Here is a 17,153-nt window from a genome sequence, read left to right on the forward strand (position 1 = left end):
ATAATCCGTCGGTTTATAGGTTTCGACGGGCTGAACGATAACTTGTCATACAGCTTTAAAGGGTGAGAACAGTCACAAAAGGTACAATAATCGCTCAGGCATAATACGTAGACATCAAAGCCAGTACTGGCGCGGGCTGGCGGGGCGTTTACTTCTTTTGGATTACTTTTTTTGTCAGGGTTTATTGATCTGACTCACTAAATCCGCATCAGGTGATGGAAATTGGTGTGATAACTTTGCAGCATATACGTTAAGCATCTGACGCACTCGCCAAGAGGAAGACGTAATGACCCCGTTTATGACCGAAGATTTCCTGCTCGATACCGAATTCGCCCGCCGTCTGTACCACGATTACGCCAAAGATCAGCCGATTTTCGACTATCACTGCCATCTGCCGCCGCAGCAAATCGCAGAAAACTATCGCTTTAAAAACCTGTATGACATCTGGCTGAAAGGCGATCACTACAAGTGGCGCGCGATGCGCACTAACGGCGTGGCTGAAAGACTCTGTACCGGCGATGCTGACGATCGCGAGAAGTTTGATGCCTGGGCCGCGACCGTGCCGCACACCATCGGCAACCCGCTGTATCACTGGACGCACCTCGAACTGCGCCGCCCGTTCGGCATCACCGATACGCTGCTCTCCCCGGCTACCGCCGACGCTATCTGGAACCGCTGCGGCGACCTGCTGGCGCAGGAGAGCTTCTCCGCCCGCGGCATCATGCAGCAGATGAACGTGAAGATGGTGGGTACTACCGACGATCCGGTGGATTCATTGGAGCATCACGCCGCGATTGCCGCCGACGGCAGTTTTGATGTGAAGGTGCTGCCGAGCTGGCGCCCGGATAAAGCATTCAATATCGAGCTGGCCACTTTCGCAGAGTACATCGCGACGCTGGCCGCGGTATCTGACGTTGATATCACCCGCTTCGCCGATCTGCAGAGCGCCCTGGGCCGCCGTCTCGACCACTTCGACGCCCGCGGCTGCAAAGTCTCCGATCACGGCCTGGACGTGGTGCTGTTTGCCGAGGCCAGCGAAGCAGAGCTGGACAGCATTCTGGCCCGCCGCCTCGCGGGCGAGAGCCTGAGCGAGCATGAAGTGGCGCAGTTTAAAACCGCAGTGCTGGCGTGGCTGGGGACAGAATACGCCCGCCGCGGCTGGGTGCAGCAGTACCACATTGGCGCGCTGCGCAACAATAACCAGCGCCAGTTCAGGCTGCTGGGGCCGGACGTGGGCTTTGATTCCATCAACGATCGCCCGTTTGCGGAGGCGCTGTCGAAGCTGCTGAGCAAGCAGAACGAAGAAAACCTGCTGCCGAAAACCATCCTGTACTGCCTCAACCCGCGCGACAACGAAGTGCTCGGCACCATGATCGGCAACTTCCAGGGCGAAGGAATGGCGGGCAAAATGCAGTTTGGCTCCGGCTGGTGGTTTAACGATCAGAAAGACGGCATGGAGCGGCAGATGACCCAGCTGGCGCAGCTTGGCCTGCTGAGTCGCTTTGTGGGCATGCTGACCGACAGCCGCAGCTTCCTTTCCTACACCCGTCACGAGTATTTCCGCCGCATTCTGTGCCAGATGATCGGCCGCTGGGTTGCCGCGGGGGAAGCGCCGGCCGACCTGCCGATGCTGGGTGAGATGGTCAAAAATATCTGCTTTAACAACGCGCGCGATTACTTCGGTATCGAGCTGAACTAAGCGTCCTGAAGGTGGTTCATATGCAATACATCAAGATCCATTCGCTGGACAGCGTAGCTGTCGCGCTGGAGGATCTGCCCGCCGGCGCGCAGGTGTCGGTGGAAGAGGCGACGGTGCAGCTCGTCTCGGACGTGGCGCGCGGGCATAAATTTGCCCTGCGGCCAATAGCGAAAGGCGAAAACGTCATTAAGTATGGCCTGCCCATCGGCCACGCGCTGGCGGATATCGCAGTGGGAGAGCATCTCCACGCCCACAACCTGCGCACCAATCTCAGCGAGGTTGATCAGTATCGCTATCAGCCAGACTTTCCGAAGCCGCTGGCGGCAGGCGGCGATCGCGAGGTGCAGATCTACCGTCGCGCAGGCGGTGATATTGGCGTGCGTAATGAACTGTGGATCCTGCCGATGGTGGGCTGTGTCAACGGTATTGCCCGCCAGATCCAGCAGCGCTTTCTACAGGAGACCGGCGGCGCGCCGGATATCGACGGCGTTTTCCTCTTTAGCCACACCTACGGCTGTTCGCAGCTCGGTGACGATCACCTCAACACCCGCACCATGCTGCAAAACATGGTGCGCCACCCCAACGCGGGGGCCGCGCTGGTGGTTGGCCTCGGCTGCGAAAATAACCAGGTGGCGGCGTTTCGCGACACCCTCGGCGAGGTCGATCCCGGGCGGGTGCGCTTTATGATCTGCCAGCAGCAGGATGATGAAGTTGAGGCGGGCGTGGCCGAACTGCACCGGCTGTACGCGGCGATGCGCGGCGATCGCCGCGAACCGGGCAGGCTGAGCGAGCTGAAGTTTGGTCTCGAATGCGGCGGCTCCGACGGGCTCTCCGGCATTACCGCAAACCCGATGCTCGGGCGCTTCTCCGATTACGTCATCAGCAACGGCGGCACCACGGTGCTGACGGAAGTGCCGGAGATGTTCGGCGCCGAGCAGATCCTGATGAGCCACTGCCGGGATGAAGCGACGTTTGAGAAAACCGTCGCCATGGTAAATGACTTCAAGCAGTACTTCATCGCCCACAATCAGCCTATTTATGAGAATCCGTCGCCGGGCAACAAGGCGGGCGGCATCACCACCCTGGAAGAGAAATCGCTGGGCTGCACCCAGAAGGCGGGCTCCGGACAGGTGGTGGACGTGCTGCACTACGGCGAGCGGCTGAAAACCCCCGGCCTCAATCTGCTGAGCGCCCCGGGCAACGACGCGGTCGCCACCAGCGCGCTGGCGGGAGCGGGCTGCCAGATGGTGCTGTTCAGCACCGGGCGCGGTACTCCCTACGGCGGGTTTGTACCGACGGTGAAAATTGCCACCAACAGCGAGCTGGCGGCGAAGAAAAAGCACTGGATTGATTTTGACTCCGGGCAGCTGCTCCACGGCAGCACTATGCCGGAGGTGCTGGACGCTTTTATCGACGCCATTGCGGCCTTCGCCAGCGGCCGCCAGACCTGCAATGAAAAGAACGATTTTCGCGAGCTGGCGCTCTTCAAATCGGGCGTTACGCTGTAGGCTGAAGACTCACCCGCGGTGCCGGATAACCCCGGCGCCGCATTTCATTCGCGTCATTTAAGGGATCTATCATGACCGCGTACTGGCTGGCCCAGGGCATCGGCGTTATCGCCTTTCTGATTGGGATAACCACCTTTATCAACCGCAACGAGCGGCGGTTCAAAAAGCAGCTTTCCCTCTACAGCGCCGTTATCGGCGTACACTTTTTTTTAATGGGCGCTTTTCCAGCGGGCTCCAGCGCGATGCTGAACTCGGTGCGCACGCTGATCACTCTGCGCACCCGCAGCCTGTGGGTAATGGCGATTTTTATCGCCCTGACCGGCGGTATCGGACTGGCGGAGTTTCATCACTGGGTGGAGCTGCTGCCGGTAGCGGGCACCCTAATCAGTACCTGGGCGCTGTTCCGCTGCCGTGGCCTGACCATGCGCTGCATCATCTGGTGCTCTACCGGCTGCTGGGTGATCCATAATTTCTGGCTGGGATCGATTGGCGGGACGCTGATCGAGGGCAGTTTTCTGGTGATGAACGGCCTGAACATTCTGCGCTTCTGGCAGATGCAGAAGCGGGGCATCGATCCGTTTGAAATGGAGACGATGCCCGAGAAGAAACGCGCCTCCGCCGGCTAGCGAAAGCGCGTAAGCGCTAGCTGCGCAGGGCGTTCTTTTCGAGACGCTCATCTTCGGCCATGCAGGCCGCAGCGGTAAACAGCACGTCGGTGGAGGAGTTGAGCGCCGTTTCGCACGAGTCCTGCAGCACGCCGATAATAAAGCCGACGGCCACAACCTGCATGGCGATGTCATTGGGAATGCCGAACATGTTGCAGGCCAGCGGGATCAGCAGCAGGGATCCGCCCGCCACGCCGGAGGCACCGCAGGCGCAGAGGGAGGCCACCACGCTCAGCAGCAGCGCGGTTGGCAGATCCACCGGGATCGCCAGCGTGTTTACCGCTGCCAGAGTTAGCACAGTGATGGTAATCGCTGCGCCGGCCATGTTGATAGTGGCACCCAGGGGTATTGAGACGGAGTAGGTGTCCCGGTCCAGATTCAGCTTCTCTGCCAGCGCCATGTTAACCGGAATATTGGCCGCCGAGCTGCGGGTAAAGAAGGCATACACCCCGCTCTCGCGCAGGCACTGCAGCACCAGCGGATACGGATTGCGGCGGATCTTCCAGAACACCAGTAGCGGGTTTATCACCAGCGCTACCAGCAGCATACAGCCGATCAGTACCATCAGCAGCTGAACGTAGCCATACAGCGTTGCAAACCCGGTGGTCGCCAGCGTGGAAGCGACCAGCCCGAAAATCCCCAGCGGCGCGAAGCGAATAACCAGCTTCACCATAAACGTCACCGCATTGGAAACATCGTTGACCAGATTTTTAGTGGTGGCGTTGCCCTGGCGCAGGGCAAAACCGAGCCCCACGGCCCACACCAGAATTCCGATATAGTTAGCATTCAGCAGAGCATCAACAGGGTTAGAGACCATACTGAGCAGCAGGCCGCGCAGCACCTCGACGATCCCCGACGGCGGCGTAATGCCGGTCGCGCCGGTGGTCAGATGCAGGGTGGACGGAAACAGAAAGCTGAAGATAACCGCCGTGAGCGCGGCGGAGAAGGTGCCCAAAAGATAAAGCGCCAGGATTGGGCGAATGCTGGTTTTCTGGCCCTGCTGGTGATTAGCAATAGAGGCCATAACCAGCATTAAAACCAGCAGCGGCGCAACGGCCTTCAGCGCGCCGACAAACAGCGTGCCGAGCAGGCCTGCGGCAATGGCTGCGGGGGCGGAAATCGCCGCGAGAGCGATCCCCAGAACCAGGCCGACGAGAATTTGCTTTACGAGGCTGCCGCCGGCAATAAACCGGAACAGTCCGCTGGAACGTGACGTAGTCATTGATTTTCCTTACTGAGTGATGTTGCTACTCCCGGCGATTCTGCGACCGCGTTTGGGCAGGATGTAACAAATGTTTGCAGTAAGCAGTATAAATAATAAACGTCGCAGAAGAAGCGCATTGTGCTGGATTTACATCACGCATCATGTTTTTTAACTGTTGATTAACTTATTTTACCGGAGAGCACTGCGTGCCCCCGGCAAAATCCGTCACATTGCGTTGCGGTCCCGGCGGCGGTTAACCCAGGTATTGATCAGCAGGGTCAGGATCAGGATACCGAACACCACCCCCAGCGAGATAGCTACCGGGATATGGTAAAAATCAACGATCAGCATTTTGACGCCGATAAACACCAGAATCACCGACAGGCCGTATTTCAGCATCGAGAAGCGCTCCGCCACGCCCGCCAGCAGGAAGTACATCGCCCGCAGGCCGAGGATCGCAAACAGGTTCGAGGTCAGTACGATAAACGGATCGGTGGTGACCGCGAAAATGGCCGGGATGCTGTCCACCGCGAAAATCACATCGCTCAGCTCAACCAGAATCAGCACCAGCAGCAGCGGCGTGGCGTACAGCAGCCCGCTGCGGCGGACAAAAAAGTGCTCCCCCTCAATCTTATCGGTCATGCGCAGGTGCCCGCGCAGCCAGCGGATCAGAGGCTTGTCGCCAATGTCGTTATCATCCTCTTTCGCCAGCGCCATCTTCACGCCGGTAAACAGCAGGAACGCGCCGAAGACGTACAGCAGCCAGTCAAACTGCGCGATAAGCCAGCTGCCGGCGAAGATCATGATGGTGCGTAAGATAATGGCGCCGAGCACGCCGTAGATAAGCACCCGGCGCTGCAGCGCGGCGGGAACGGCGAAGTAGCTAAACAGCATCAGCCAGACAAAGACGTTATCCACCGCCAGCGCTTTTTCGATGAGATAGCCGGTTAAGAACGCCATTGCCTGCGGATCGGCGACGGCGCGGCCCTGGGTTTCGCTCAGATACCACCAGAACGCCAGGTTAAACAGCAGAGAGAGGGTGACCCACACCACAGACCAGCCAGCGGCCTGCTTCATGGTCATTGTCTGGGCCCCGCGGCGGCCCTGCAGCAGCAGATCGACGGCCAGCATAATAACGACGACCACCGCGAATCCACCCCACAGCAGCGGGTTGCCAACTGTATTCATGACTTTTCCTCATGCAAAAAAAAACGGCTAAGGTCAAAAGACGTTAGCCGTTGCAGGAGTTTTTGCTCGGACCTCGCCTTTCGGCAAGGTCTCACTTACAGCGCTAAACATCGGCGCTGCCCGGCGACCGGAAGCGGTATTTCACGCTTCGTAATGACGACCCACCGGCAAACAAGTTACTCCCCTTTGCGTGTGTCAAAGTATTACACAGGATGGCGAGCGTCAATGCCCGCTCCCGTCACCTTTACACGGCTTTACGCCGTGGCCGCCACGCTGCTGTCGTCCGCCGGAAACACCACGCCGGTCTGGCGGCGGATTTCGGTCAGCAGCTTCGCAGTGGTACGGCTCACCGCCAGCCCCGGGTGATTGACCTCCCCGGACTCCACAAGGCGGGCGAACTGCTCGGCTTCATACAGCATGGTATTGATGTGCTGGGGCTGGCTGAGATCCTGCGCCTTGCCGCCGCGCGGCATGAACGCGACTTTCTGGCACTCGGAAATTTTTTCAATCAGCAGGCAGCCCTCTTCGCCCTGAATCTCGCTCGGCAGGCCGGAGTCGCTCACTTTCGAGTGCTGGAGCGTGACGCTGAAATCGCCGTAGTCCAGCACTGCCACGCCGTGGGCGTCCACGCCGCTTGCCAGTAGCGAGGCGGTCGCCTGCACGCCGTGCGGCTCACCCCACAGCGCCACGGCCGCTGCCAGGCAGTAAAAGCCGATATCCATAATCGAACCGTTGGAGAATGCCGGATTAAAGGTGTTCGGGTTTTCCCCGTCGAGATAGCGCTGGTAGCGGGAGGAGTACTGGCAGTAGTTAATAAAGCCCTTACGCAGCTTGCCCACTTTCGGCAGTGCCTGCTGGAGCAGCAGGAAGTTAGGCAGGCTGGCGGTTTTGAACGCTTCGAACAGCACTACCTGGTTTTCCCGCGCCAGCGCGATGGCGGCTTCCACTTCACGGATGTTCGAGGCCAGCGGCTTCTCGCAGATCACGTGCTTTTGATGGCTGAGAAACAGCCGGGTTTGCGCGAAGTGCAGGGCGTTAGGGCTGGCAATATAGACCGCGTCAATGGCGTCGCTGGCGACCATCTCCTCCAGAGAGGTGAACAGGTGTTCGACCAGATAGTCATCGGCGAAATGCTGCGCCTGCTCGCGGCTGCGGGAATAGACGGCGGTCAGCCGGTACTTGCCCGTTTCATGGGCGGCATCAACGAACTGCCGGGTGATCCAGTTGGTGCCAATCACTGCCAAACGTATCATGAGAATTAACGTACTCCGAAAAGTAGACCAGTTTTCACTTTAGCATGCAGCGATAACAAAACCCGTGCGCTTACGCAGATCCCTTTAGCGAAAGGTGCGTCAGCCACAGGCGGGTATCAAACTCCAGCTGGTGATACTCCGGCTCCATGTGGCAGCAGAGCTGATAGAAGGCTTTGTCGTGGTCTTTCTCTTTCAGGTGCGCCAGCTCGTGGACCACGATCATGCGCAGAAAGGCCTCCGGCGCGTCGCGAAACACGCTGGCGACGCGTATTTCCGCTTTGGCTTTGAGCTTGCCGCCCTGCACCCGGGAAATGGCGGTATGCAGGCCCAGCGCGTTTTTCAGCACGTGAATTTTATTATCGAACATCACCTTGTTAATCGGCGGGGCGCTGCGCATGTAGCGGTTCTTCAGCGCCTGAACGTAGCTCCACAGTGCCTTGTCGTTGCTGACGTCGTGCCGCTCGGGATAGCGCTTCGCCAGCACCGCGCCGAGCCGCTCCTGAGCAATCAGCTCGCGCACCTGCGCCAGGAGGTGTTCCGGGTAGCCGCTAATGTAGATAAGTTCGCTCATCCTGCTCTCTTGGTGAATAAAAGGGGCCGCGTCCGCGCGGCTGTCGCCCTGCGCCAACGCCGGTGATTTAGTGTATACTCACGCGCCCCGCCGGGGCACAACCACGAATTTTATCACTCAGGAGGGCCGATGAGCCATTCAGACAACGGTTTCCGTTCACTGTCACTAAAGCGTTTCCCGGAAACGGACGACGTCAGCCCGCTACAGGCGTGGGAGGCGGCGGATGACTATCTGCTCCAGCAGCTGGACGATACCCACATCAGCGGCCCGGTCCTGATTTTTAATGATACGTTTGGCGCGCTCGCCTGCGCGCTGGCGGAGCACAAGCCTTACAGCATCGGGGATTCGTACCTCAGCGAGCTGGCGACCCGGGAAAACCTGCGCCACAACGACATCGCTGAAAACAGCGTCAGCTTCCTCGACAGCACCGCGGAATATCCGCAGGCACCGGCGGTCGTGTTGATTAAGATCCCAAAAACCCTGGCCCTGCTTGAGCAGCAACTGCGCGCCCTGCGCCAGGTCGTGACGCCGGAAACCCGCATTATCGGCGGCGCCAAGGCCCGGGATATTCACAATTCCACGCTCGAACTGTTCGAAAAGATCCTCGGCACCACCACCACCACCCTTGCCTGGAAAAAGGCGCGGCTGATCAACTGCGCCTTCACGGCGCCGGCGCTTAGCGAGGAGTCGCAGATAACCTCCTGGCCGCTGGAGAGCACCGGCTGGACTATTCATAACCACGCCAACGTCTTCTCCCGCAGCGGGCTGGATATTGGCGCGCGCTTCTTTATGGAGCACCTGCCGAAGGATCTGGAAGGCGAGATTGTCGATCTCGGCTGCGGCAACGGCGTCATTGGCATGACGCTGCTGGCGAACAACCCGCAGGCCAGCGTGGTGTTCGTGGATGAATCGCCGATGGCGGTGGCGTCCAGCCGGCTAAACGTGGAGGAGAACCTTCCCGAAGCGCTGGACCGCTGCGAGTTTATGATTAACAACGGCCTTTCCGGCGTCGAACCGTTCCGTTTTAACGCGGTGTTGTGCAATCCGCCGTTCCACCAGCAGCACGCCCTGACGGACAGCGTTGCCTGGGAGATGTTTCACCACGCCCGCCGCTGCCTGAAAATTAACGGCGAGCTGGTAATTGTGGCCAATCGCCACCTCGACTATTACCACAAGCTGAAGAAGATTTTCGGCAACTGCGAAACGGTCGCGACCAACAAAAAGTTCGTGGTACTGAAGGCGGTTAAGCTGGGACGCAAGCGTTAAGACGCAGTCTCCCGGCACGCCGGGAGACTGGATGGTTACTTGGCGAGGGTAGCGACCATCACCGCTTTGATGGTGTGCATGCGGTTCTCCGCCTGGTCAAACACAATGCTGGCGGGGGATTCGAAGACCTCGTCGGTCACTTCCATCCCGCCGTGCAGGCCGTATTCGGCCGCCATCTGCTTGCCGAGCGTGGTCTGGTCATCGTGAAAGGCGGGCAGGCAGTGCAGGAATTTCGTCTGCGGGTTGCCGGTAAGCGCCATCATCTGCGCGTTAACCTGATAGTCGCGCAGCAGCGCGATACGCTCGGCCCACTTCTCTTTCGCTTCGCCCATTGATACCCAGACGTCGGTATAGATAAAGTCCGCGCCCTTGACGCCGGCGGCGATATCCTCGGCGAGGGTAATGTTACCGCCGTGCTTCTGCGCCAGCGCTTTGCATTCGGTGACGAGACTCGCCTGCGGCCAGCACGACTGCGGCGCGACCAGGCGTAGGTCCAGCCCGGTAAGCGCGGCGGCCTCCAGCATGGAATTCCCCATGTTATTGCGCGCGTCGCCGGCGTAAACCAGCGTCATCTCATTGAAGGCTTTACCCGGCAGGTGCTCCTGCATCGTCAGCAGATCCGCCAGCAGCTGGGTAGGGTGAAACTCATCGGTCAGCCCGTTCCAGACCGGCACGCCGGAAAACTCCGCCAGCGTCTCGACCACCTCCTGACCGTAGCCGCGGTACTGAATACCGTCGTACATCCGGCCCAGCACCCGGGCGGTGTCTTTGATGGATTCCTTGTGGCCAATCTGGCTGCCGCTTGAGCCGAGGTAAGTGACGCGGGCACCCTGATCGTAAGCGGCAACTTCGAAAGAGCATCGGGTGCGGGTCGAGTCTTTTTCGAAGATGAGCGCGATGTTTTTACCGGTCAGTTTTGCCACTTCGCTACCGCTTTTTTTATCGGCTTTCAGCTTCGCGGCGAGGGCGAGCAGGTGCGTGATATCGGCGGGGGTAAAATCGAGTAATTTTAAAAACGAGTATTGATAGAGCGTGGTCATAGTTCCCTCTCATGGCGTGGGCCAGTTATGAATTAAAATTCAATTTATATGGATTAATATTCACTTGCAACCCCGGGCTATAAATCTTTTCAGGAAAGGTGGAGGCATTCCGCGCGGTGTGTGAAAATAGAAGTATCTGCCGCACATTATGAGGAACGAGCCATGGCAAACCCGGAGCATCTGGAAGAGCAGCGTGAAGAGACGCGCCTGATTATTGAAGAATTACTGGAAGACGGCAGCGATCCGGACGCGCTGTACACCATTGAGCACCACCTCTCTGCGGATGACTTTGAAACCCTGGAAAAAGTGGCGGTTGAAGTCTTTAAGCTGGGCTACGAAGTAACCGAGCCTGAAGAGCTGGAAGTGGAAGAGGGCGACGTGGTTATCTGCTGCGACGCGCTCAGCGAGTGTGCCCTGAATGCCGATCTGATCGACGCGCAGGTCGAGCAGCTGATGAACCTCGCCGAAAAGCACGGCGTTGAGTACGACGGCTGGGGAACCTACTACGAAGACCCGAACGGCGAAGAGGGTGAAGAAGGCGACGAAGAGTATATCGACGAAGACGACAACGGCGTTCGTCACTAAGCCAACGCGATGCGGCGCTCCGCCGCCGCATCACCGCCATGAGAGTGTCAGGGATGGACTACCCGCAGATTATTGCCCCGATTTTAACCTTTCTCCAGTGCCCCACGCCGCAGGCGTGGCTTGATGAAGCCCGCGATCCGCAAAACCTGCCGCTGCTGCTGACCGATCATCTGGTCTGCGAACTAAAAGCCGCGCAAACCGCAATGCTGCTGGTGCGTAAATATGTGAGCGATAAACAGGGGGCCGACGCGCTGCTGGCGTGGCTGCAGCCTTATGAGGCGTTTGCCTTTCGCCAGGGCCCGGAGCCCGACTTTGCCACCCTTAACCGCCAGTTCAGCAAAAGCGCGATGCCGCACACCGACGATCCCTGGGGGCGCCTGCTTATCGACAGCATGGTGCTGCTGATCAAAGAGGAGCTGCACCACTTCTGGCAGGTGCGCGAGGCGATGCAGGCCCGCAACATTCCTTACGTAAAAATGACCGCCAGCCGCTATGCCAAAGGCATGCTGCAGGAGGTGCGGACCCACGAGCCGCTGACCCTTATCGATAAGCTGATTTGCGGTGCCTACATCGAGGCGCGATCCTGCGAACGCTTTGCCGCGCTGGCGCCGTATCTCGACGATGATTTACAGAAGTTTTATCTGTCGCTGCTGCGCTCGGAAGCCCGCCACTATCAGGATTATCTGGCGCTGGCCCGCCAGGTCAGCGCAGAGGATATCGCTCCGCGCGTGCGTTTTTTTGGCGAAGTGGAAGCGCGCCTGATTTCGACGCCCGATGCGGAGTTTCGCTTTCACAGCGGCGTACCGGGCTATTAAGAATGGCTGTCAGAGCTGCTTGAGCATTCTGACTTCGCAGTCCACGTGGCCGGTACAGCCCAGCGGCTGGTCGATGTGCTCAAAGCCCAGATGCTCGTACAGGCGGATTGCCTCCGTTAAAAACGCGGTGGTTTCCAGATAGCATCGGGTGAAACCCTGCCGGCGCGCGTGATCCATTGCCTGCAGGGCCAGCTTTTTCGCCATGCCTTTGCCGCGCGCGGTGGGTAAGAAATACATCTTTTGCAGCTCGCAAATGCCCGGCTCGCTGCACTTCAGCGGCGCGATGCCGCCGCCGCCCACCACCTTATTATCCAGTTCGACAATCCAGTAGGCGTGCCCCGGCTGGCTGTAAATTTGAAACAGCGTGTCCAGATCGGGATCGGCGACGGTATAGCCCTTGTCGGCGGTCAGCCCGTGCTCGGCAGAGACGGCGCGGATAACCCCGGCAATCGCTGCGTTATCCTCAGGTCTCAGAGGCCTCAGGGCGAGGGCAGGTTCAGCGGAAACGTTCATGTTATTGCTCAATCAAAAGAAAGGGACATCGAGTTTCATTTAATACCACTGTCACAAAGGCCGTGCAAGCGGCTGCCCCCTCAATCTTAGGGTTGTTGGTTGTATAAAATGTGGCCATACTATGTCATCGCGAATATAACCTTAATACTTCAAACTGCATATGTATTGGCTCACTCTGGTGTCTTACTTACTAAGATCCCGGACTTTGCACGCGGGCTATCTTAATGCAGCGCGAATTACTCAGGAGATAAGTCATATTCGCGATGACACTTTTCTCTAATAAAGGAATATTTTTACTATGGTTAATAACGATAATAGTGCAATACCCGGGGAACATAGTTTCGTTTTTCACGGTAAGGGATGGCCGTTTTTTAAAATCTGCCTCATTAATCTGCTGCTGACCATTATTACTCTGGGGATTTATCTGCCCTGGGCTTTCGTGAAAAGCCGCCGCTATATTTACGAAAATACTGAGCTCAACGGCGTGCGCTTTGGCTATAACGCCAGCGGCAGCGTCTTTTTCGTGAGCTGGCTGCTGATTGGCGTGCTGCTCATTATCGGGTCGTTTATCTGCTCCATGATTAGCCCGGCGCTCTCTTCTTTACCGGTCCTCGTGCTGGCGATCGTGATGCCGCTGCTGGCGGTTCAGGGGCTGCGCTATCAGGCGCTGATGACCACTCTCAACAATGTGCGCTTCGGTTTTAACTGCGGCCGCGGACAGGCTATGTGGGTGATGCTGATCCTGCCGCTTTTACTGGGCATTGGTGCCGCGTTGATTATTACGGTTTGCATTAGCATATTACCAACGCCGGAAACCCTCAGCGGTATTTATACGCATGTTACGGTGCTAATCCTGCTTGTACTGCTGGCAATGGGCGTTGTTAACGGTATTGTTTATGCGAAGTGGATGCAGCTGCTGGGAAATAATGCCAGCTTCGGCCTTCACCGCTTTTCGGTCACGGTCTCCGTGCGCCGCTCTATCGTAATTAATATCGTGTCGATGTTGATTATGATCCCGTTTATCTTTGTGATTGGCAGCCTGATGGGCTCGTTGCTGATGGCGCTGATGGCGGGGGCCGCATCCGGGGGCATCGATCCCCAGACCAGCATTGACCTGATGGATCAATATCAGGGGCAGATTGGCGCCAGCTATCTGCTCTATTTCGCGGCGATCCTGCTGATGTCAGTATTTGCCATATCCGCGCTGCGCAACCTGTTTATTAACGGTCTGCGCCTGGAAGACAAACTCACCTTCCGCTCCACTATTACTTTTGTCGGGCTGCTGATGCAGGTGCTGGTCCTGAGCTTCGCCAGTATTTTTACTCTCGGGCTGGCCTACCCGTGGGCCAAAATGCGCATGATGCGCTACCTGGCAAGCTGTACCTTTGCGGTGGGCAATCTGGACAGCGTCGAGCTGAAAGACAGCGACGAAAAACCAGACACCGGCTTCTTTGCCGCAATTGGGTCGGGCACCATGCCCGCGCTGCCGTTCATCTGAGCATAAAAAAGGCCGGGCGTTTGCCCGGCCTCTTCCTACCTGCGTCGATTACAGCGCGGCGATAACCGCCTGCTGCTCAATAAGCTTCGCTTTTGATTCCGCATAGCCGGTCAGCTTCTCGCGCTCTTTGGCGATAACCGCTTCCGGGGCGCGGGCCACGAAACCTTCATTAGCCAGCTTGCTCTCAACGCGGCTGATTTCCGCTTCAACCTTCTCCACTTCTTTCGCCAGACGCGCCAGCTCGGCGTCTTTGTCGATAAGACCGGCCATCGGGATCAGCAGCTCGGCGCCGTCGATAATCTTGGTCACGGAAACCGGACCTTTATCATCAGCAGGCAGCACGGTGATGCTTTCCAGACGCGCCAGCGTTTGCAGGAAGTTGCGGTTGCCGTTAACCCGGCGTACCGCCGCCTCGCTGCAGCCGCGCAGCAGCAGCTCCAGCGGTTTGCCCGGGGCGATGTTCATCTCTGCGCGGATGTTACGCACGGCGATGATTGCCTGCTTCAGCCATTCGGTATCGGCAAGTGCCACCTCGTCAACCTGAGACGCGTCGTACTGCGGGAACGGCTGCAGCATGATGGTGTCGTCGGTATTGCCGCAAATCACCTTCACGCGCTGCCAGATTTCTTCGGTGATAAACGGAATGATCGGGTGCGCCAGGCGCAGCAGTCCTTCCAGCACCGTCACCAGGGTATGGCGGGTGCCGCGCAGTTCGGCTTCTGAACCGCCATTCATCACCGGCTTGGTCAGCTCCAGATACCAGTCGCAGAACTGGTTCCAGGTGAACTCGTACAGGATGCCCGCGGCGATATCGAAGCGGAAGCTGTCCAGCGCGTCGCGGTAGGCTTTAACGGTCTGATTAAACTCGGCGAGGATCCAGCGGTCCGCCAGGGACAGCACTTTTTCGCCGCCGTTGAAGCCGCAGTCCTGATCTTCGGTGTTCATCAGCACGAAGCGGCTGGCGTTCCACAGCTTGTTGCAGAAGTTGCGATAGCCTTCCAGGCGCTTCATGTCCCAGTTGATGTCGCGGCCGGTAGAAGCCAGCGCTGCCAGGGTAAAGCGCAGGGCGTCGGTGCCGTGCGGCTCGATGCCGTCCGGGAACTGCTTCTCGGTGCGTTTGGCAATTTTCTCGGCCAGCTGCGGCTGCATCATGTTGCCGGTGCGTTTTTCCAGCAGTTCCGGCAGGGCGATGCCGTCCACCATGTCCAGCGGATCGATAACGTTACCCTTGGACTTGGACATCTTCTGGCCTTCGTCATCGCGGATAAGCCCGGTCATGTAGATGGTTTTGAACGGGATCTGCGGCTTGCCGTCTTCATCTTTGATGAAGTGCATGGTCATCATGATCATGCGGGCAATCCAGAAGAAGATGATGTCGAAGCCGGAAACCATCACGCTGGTCGGGTGGAACTGGCGCAGGGCGTCGGTATTTTCCGGCCAGCCTAGGGTCGAGAAGGTCCACAGGGCCGAGGAGAACCAGGTATCCAGCACGTCCTCGTCCTGACGCAGGGTAATGTCGGCGCTCAGGTTGTTTTCCTGACGCACTTCGTCTTCGCTGCGACCAACGTACACGTTGCCTTCGCTGTCGTACCACGCCGGAATGCGGTGGCCCCACCACAGCTGGCGGGAGATGCACCAGTCCTGAATATCGCGCATCCAGGAGAAGTACATGTTTTCATACTGCTTCGGCACGAACTGAATGTCGCCGTTTTCAACCGCTTCAACTGCCGGCTTGGCCAGCACGTCAGCGCGCACGTACCACTGGTCGGTAAGCATCGGCTCGATAACCACGCCGCCGCGATCGCCGTACGGCACGGTCAGATCGTGAGGCTTGATCTCTTCCAGCAGGCCCAGCGCGTCCACGGCAGCAACGATAGCTTTACGGGCGGCAAAACGTTCCATCTTCTGGAATTCAGCCGGGATGTCGCTGGAGTAAACGTCGGACTCGTTACCTTTGGTGTCGTACACTTCCGCGCTTTCGCGAATGTCGCCGTCAAAGGTCAGAATGTTGATCATCGGCAGGGCGTGGCGGCGGCCGACTTCGTAGTCGTTAAAGTCGTGCGCCGGGGTGATTTTCACGCAGCCGGTACCTTTCTCCATGTCGGCGTGCTCGTCGCCCACGATGGGAATGCGGCGGTTCACCAGCGGCAGCACCACGAATTTGCCGATCAGATCTTTGTAGCGCGGATCTTCCGGGTTAACCGCCACGCCGGTATCCCCCAGCAGGGTTTCCGGACGGGTGGTGGCAACCACCAGATAATCTTTACCGTCGGCAGTTTTTGCGCCGTCGGCCAGCGGATAGCGGATGTGCCACATGGAGCCTTTCGACTCGCGGTTTTCCACTTCCAGATCGGAGATGGCGGTGCGCAGTTTCGGATCCCAGTTGACCAGGCGCTTGCCGCGATAAATCAGATCTTCTTTATAAAGGCGCACGAACACTTCTTTCACCGCGTTGGACAGCCCTTCATCCATGGTGAAGCGTTCACGCTCCCAGTCCACGGAGGCACCGAGGCGGCGCATCTGGCGGGTGATGGTACCGCCGGATTCGGCTTTCCACTGCCAGATTTTGTCGATGAACGCGTCGCGGCCGTAATCGTGGCGGGTTTTACCCTCTTCAGCGGCAATCTTACGCTCAACCACCATCTGGGTGGCGATACCGGCGTGGTCGGTGCCCACCTGCCACAGGGTATTTTTCCCCTGCATGCGCTGGTAGCGGATCATCGTGTCCATGATGGTTTGCTGGAAAGCATGACCCATATGCAAACTGCCGGTGACGTTCGGCGGCGGGATCATGATGCAGAAGCTTTCCTGGCTTTCATCACCGTTTGGTTTGAAATAGCCCTGCTTTTCCCAGTGCTCGTAAAGCGGCTGTTCGATATCTTGGGGGTTATATGTCTTTTCCATTATTCCAGGTTGCCGTATTCAGGTTAAAACCGGCCATGCGATACGCTTTATAGCGTTCCCGCGCCAGTTGTTTCAGGGAGTCTTCGTAGGGTACGAAGTCTATCACTTCTGTGAAAGCGGTGGCAAAATCTGCAAACGTCCCCCGCAGGCTGATCAGCAAATCCCGCGGGCTGCTGTTGCGCTTCTGCGGCCAGGCAATTTCCACCGGCGCGCCGCCGCGCGGGCCTTCACCGGACAGATTGTGCGGCACGAAGCTCTCCGCCGGGCGCGCCCACAGCGCCTCGTCGAGGCGAATGGCCTGCTTCTCGTCTTCACAGGCGATCAGAATGCGCTTGCCCGCCCGCCAGCGTTCCGCTGCCAGCTCGCACACCAGCTGCTCCACGGCGCTCAGGCCGTCGATGGCGGTGTCGTTGTCGAGCAGATAGAACGTCGCATTCTTCATAA

General features: G+C 58.3%; 15 protein-coding genes. 7 read left to right on the forward strand and 8 right to left on the reverse strand.

Annotated elements, in window-relative coordinates; all coding sequences use genetic code 11:
• Positions 1-286 precede the first annotated feature (286 nt).
• From uxaC to QZ766_RS18185, 3 genes are all read left to right on the forward strand, one after another.
• A complete protein-coding gene (gene uxaC, locus QZ766_RS18175; protein WP_297205551.1) occupies positions 287-1,699 on the forward strand; it encodes a glucuronate isomerase in 1,413 nt (470 codons plus the stop codon).
• Between the two features lie 20 nt (positions 1,700-1,719).
• Positions 1,720-3,207: an altronate dehydratase family protein gene (locus QZ766_RS18180; RefSeq protein WP_297205553.1), complete on the forward strand. Its 1,488-nt coding sequence runs from the start codon at positions 1,720-1,722 to the stop codon at positions 3,205-3,207.
• A 71-nt stretch (positions 3,208-3,278) separates the two neighbouring features.
• Positions 3,279-3,833, forward strand: a complete 555-nt coding sequence (locus tag QZ766_RS18185; RefSeq protein ID WP_297205556.1) for a YgjV family protein — start codon at positions 3,279-3,281, stop codon at positions 3,831-3,833.
• Between the two features lie 16 nt (positions 3,834-3,849).
• Here the strand turns inward: QZ766_RS18185 and sstT are convergent, their stop codons facing one another.
• From sstT to QZ766_RS18205, 4 genes are all read right to left on the reverse strand, one after another.
• Positions 3,850-5,094: a serine/threonine transporter SstT gene (gene sstT, locus QZ766_RS18190; protein ID WP_297205559.1), complete on the reverse strand. Its 1,245-nt coding sequence runs from the start codon at positions 5,092-5,094 to the stop codon at positions 3,850-3,852.
• 207 nt (positions 5,095-5,301) lie between these two features.
• Positions 5,302-6,264, reverse strand: coding sequence for a TerC family protein (locus tag QZ766_RS18195; RefSeq protein WP_297205561.1), 963 nt, complete (start codon positions 6,262-6,264; stop codon positions 5,302-5,304).
• 254 nt (positions 6,265-6,518) lie between these two features.
• Positions 6,519-7,517: a Gfo/Idh/MocA family oxidoreductase gene (locus tag QZ766_RS18200; RefSeq protein WP_297205564.1), complete on the reverse strand. Its 999-nt coding sequence runs from the start codon at positions 7,515-7,517 to the stop codon at positions 6,519-6,521.
• A 70-nt stretch (positions 7,518-7,587) separates the two neighbouring features.
• Complete coding sequence (locus tag QZ766_RS18205; RefSeq protein WP_297205567.1) at positions 7,588-8,088, reverse strand: M48 family metallopeptidase; 501 nt, start codon at positions 8,086-8,088, stop codon at positions 7,588-7,590.
• Positions 8,089-8,217: 129 nt separating this feature from the next.
• On the opposite strand from QZ766_RS18205, the gene rlmG reads away from it, so the two are divergent.
• Positions 8,218-9,354 carry a 23S rRNA (guanine(1835)-N(2))-methyltransferase RlmG gene (gene rlmG, locus QZ766_RS18210; RefSeq protein WP_297205570.1) on the forward strand — a complete coding sequence of 379 codons (1,137 nt, stop codon included), beginning with the start codon at positions 8,218-8,220 and terminating at the stop codon, positions 9,352-9,354.
• Between the two features lie 35 nt (positions 9,355-9,389).
• On the opposite strand, the gene argF is transcribed toward rlmG, so the two are convergent.
• A complete protein-coding gene (gene argF / locus QZ766_RS18215) occupies positions 9,390-10,394 on the reverse strand; it encodes an ornithine carbamoyltransferase (protein WP_297205573.1) in 1,005 nt (334 codons plus the stop codon).
• Positions 10,395-10,556: 162 nt separating this feature from the next.
• On the opposite strand from argF, the gene rraB reads away from it, so the two are divergent.
• Together rraB and miaE are read left to right on the forward strand one after the other, a co-directional pair.
• Entirely contained in the window at positions 10,557-10,979 is a 423-nt protein-coding gene (gene rraB, locus QZ766_RS18220; RefSeq protein ID WP_297205574.1) for a ribonuclease E inhibitor RraB, read from the forward strand.
• Positions 10,980-11,032: 53 nt separating this feature from the next.
• On the forward strand, positions 11,033-11,794 hold the full coding sequence (gene miaE / locus QZ766_RS18225; protein ID WP_297205576.1) for a tRNA isopentenyl-2-thiomethyl-A-37 hydroxylase MiaE: 762 nt from the start codon (positions 11,033-11,035) through the stop codon (positions 11,792-11,794).
• Positions 11,795-11,803: 9 nt separating this feature from the next.
• Here miaE and QZ766_RS18230 read toward each other — a convergent pair whose 3' ends face one another.
• A complete protein-coding gene (locus QZ766_RS18230; RefSeq protein WP_297205579.1) occupies positions 11,804-12,307 on the reverse strand; it encodes a GNAT family N-acetyltransferase in 504 nt (167 codons plus the stop codon).
• 298 nt (positions 12,308-12,605) lie between these two features.
• Here QZ766_RS18230 and QZ766_RS18235 point away from each other — a divergent pair, with 298 nt between their 5' ends.
• On the forward strand, positions 12,606-13,805 hold the full coding sequence (locus QZ766_RS18235; RefSeq protein WP_297205581.1) for a DUF898 family protein: 1,200 nt from the start codon (positions 12,606-12,608) through the stop codon (positions 13,803-13,805).
• 48 nt (positions 13,806-13,853) lie between these two features.
• On the opposite strand, the gene QZ766_RS18240 is transcribed toward QZ766_RS18235, so the two are convergent.
• Together QZ766_RS18240 and holC are read right to left on the reverse strand one after the other, a co-directional pair.
• A complete protein-coding gene (locus QZ766_RS18240) occupies positions 13,854-16,709 on the reverse strand; it encodes a valine--tRNA ligase (RefSeq protein WP_297205583.1) in 2,856 nt (951 codons plus the stop codon).
• Complete coding sequence (gene holC / locus QZ766_RS18245; RefSeq protein ID WP_297205585.1) at positions 16,693-17,151, reverse strand: DNA polymerase III subunit chi; 459 nt, start codon at positions 17,149-17,151, stop codon at positions 16,693-16,695. Before holC ends, QZ766_RS18240 begins: the two co-directional genes overlap by 17 nt.
• Between the last annotated feature and the right edge of the window lie 2 nt (positions 17,152-17,153).

The sequence above is a fragment of the uncultured Pluralibacter sp. genome (genome assembly GCF_913775985.1).
GTDB lineage: Bacteria > Pseudomonadota > Gammaproteobacteria > Enterobacterales > Enterobacteriaceae > Pluralibacter.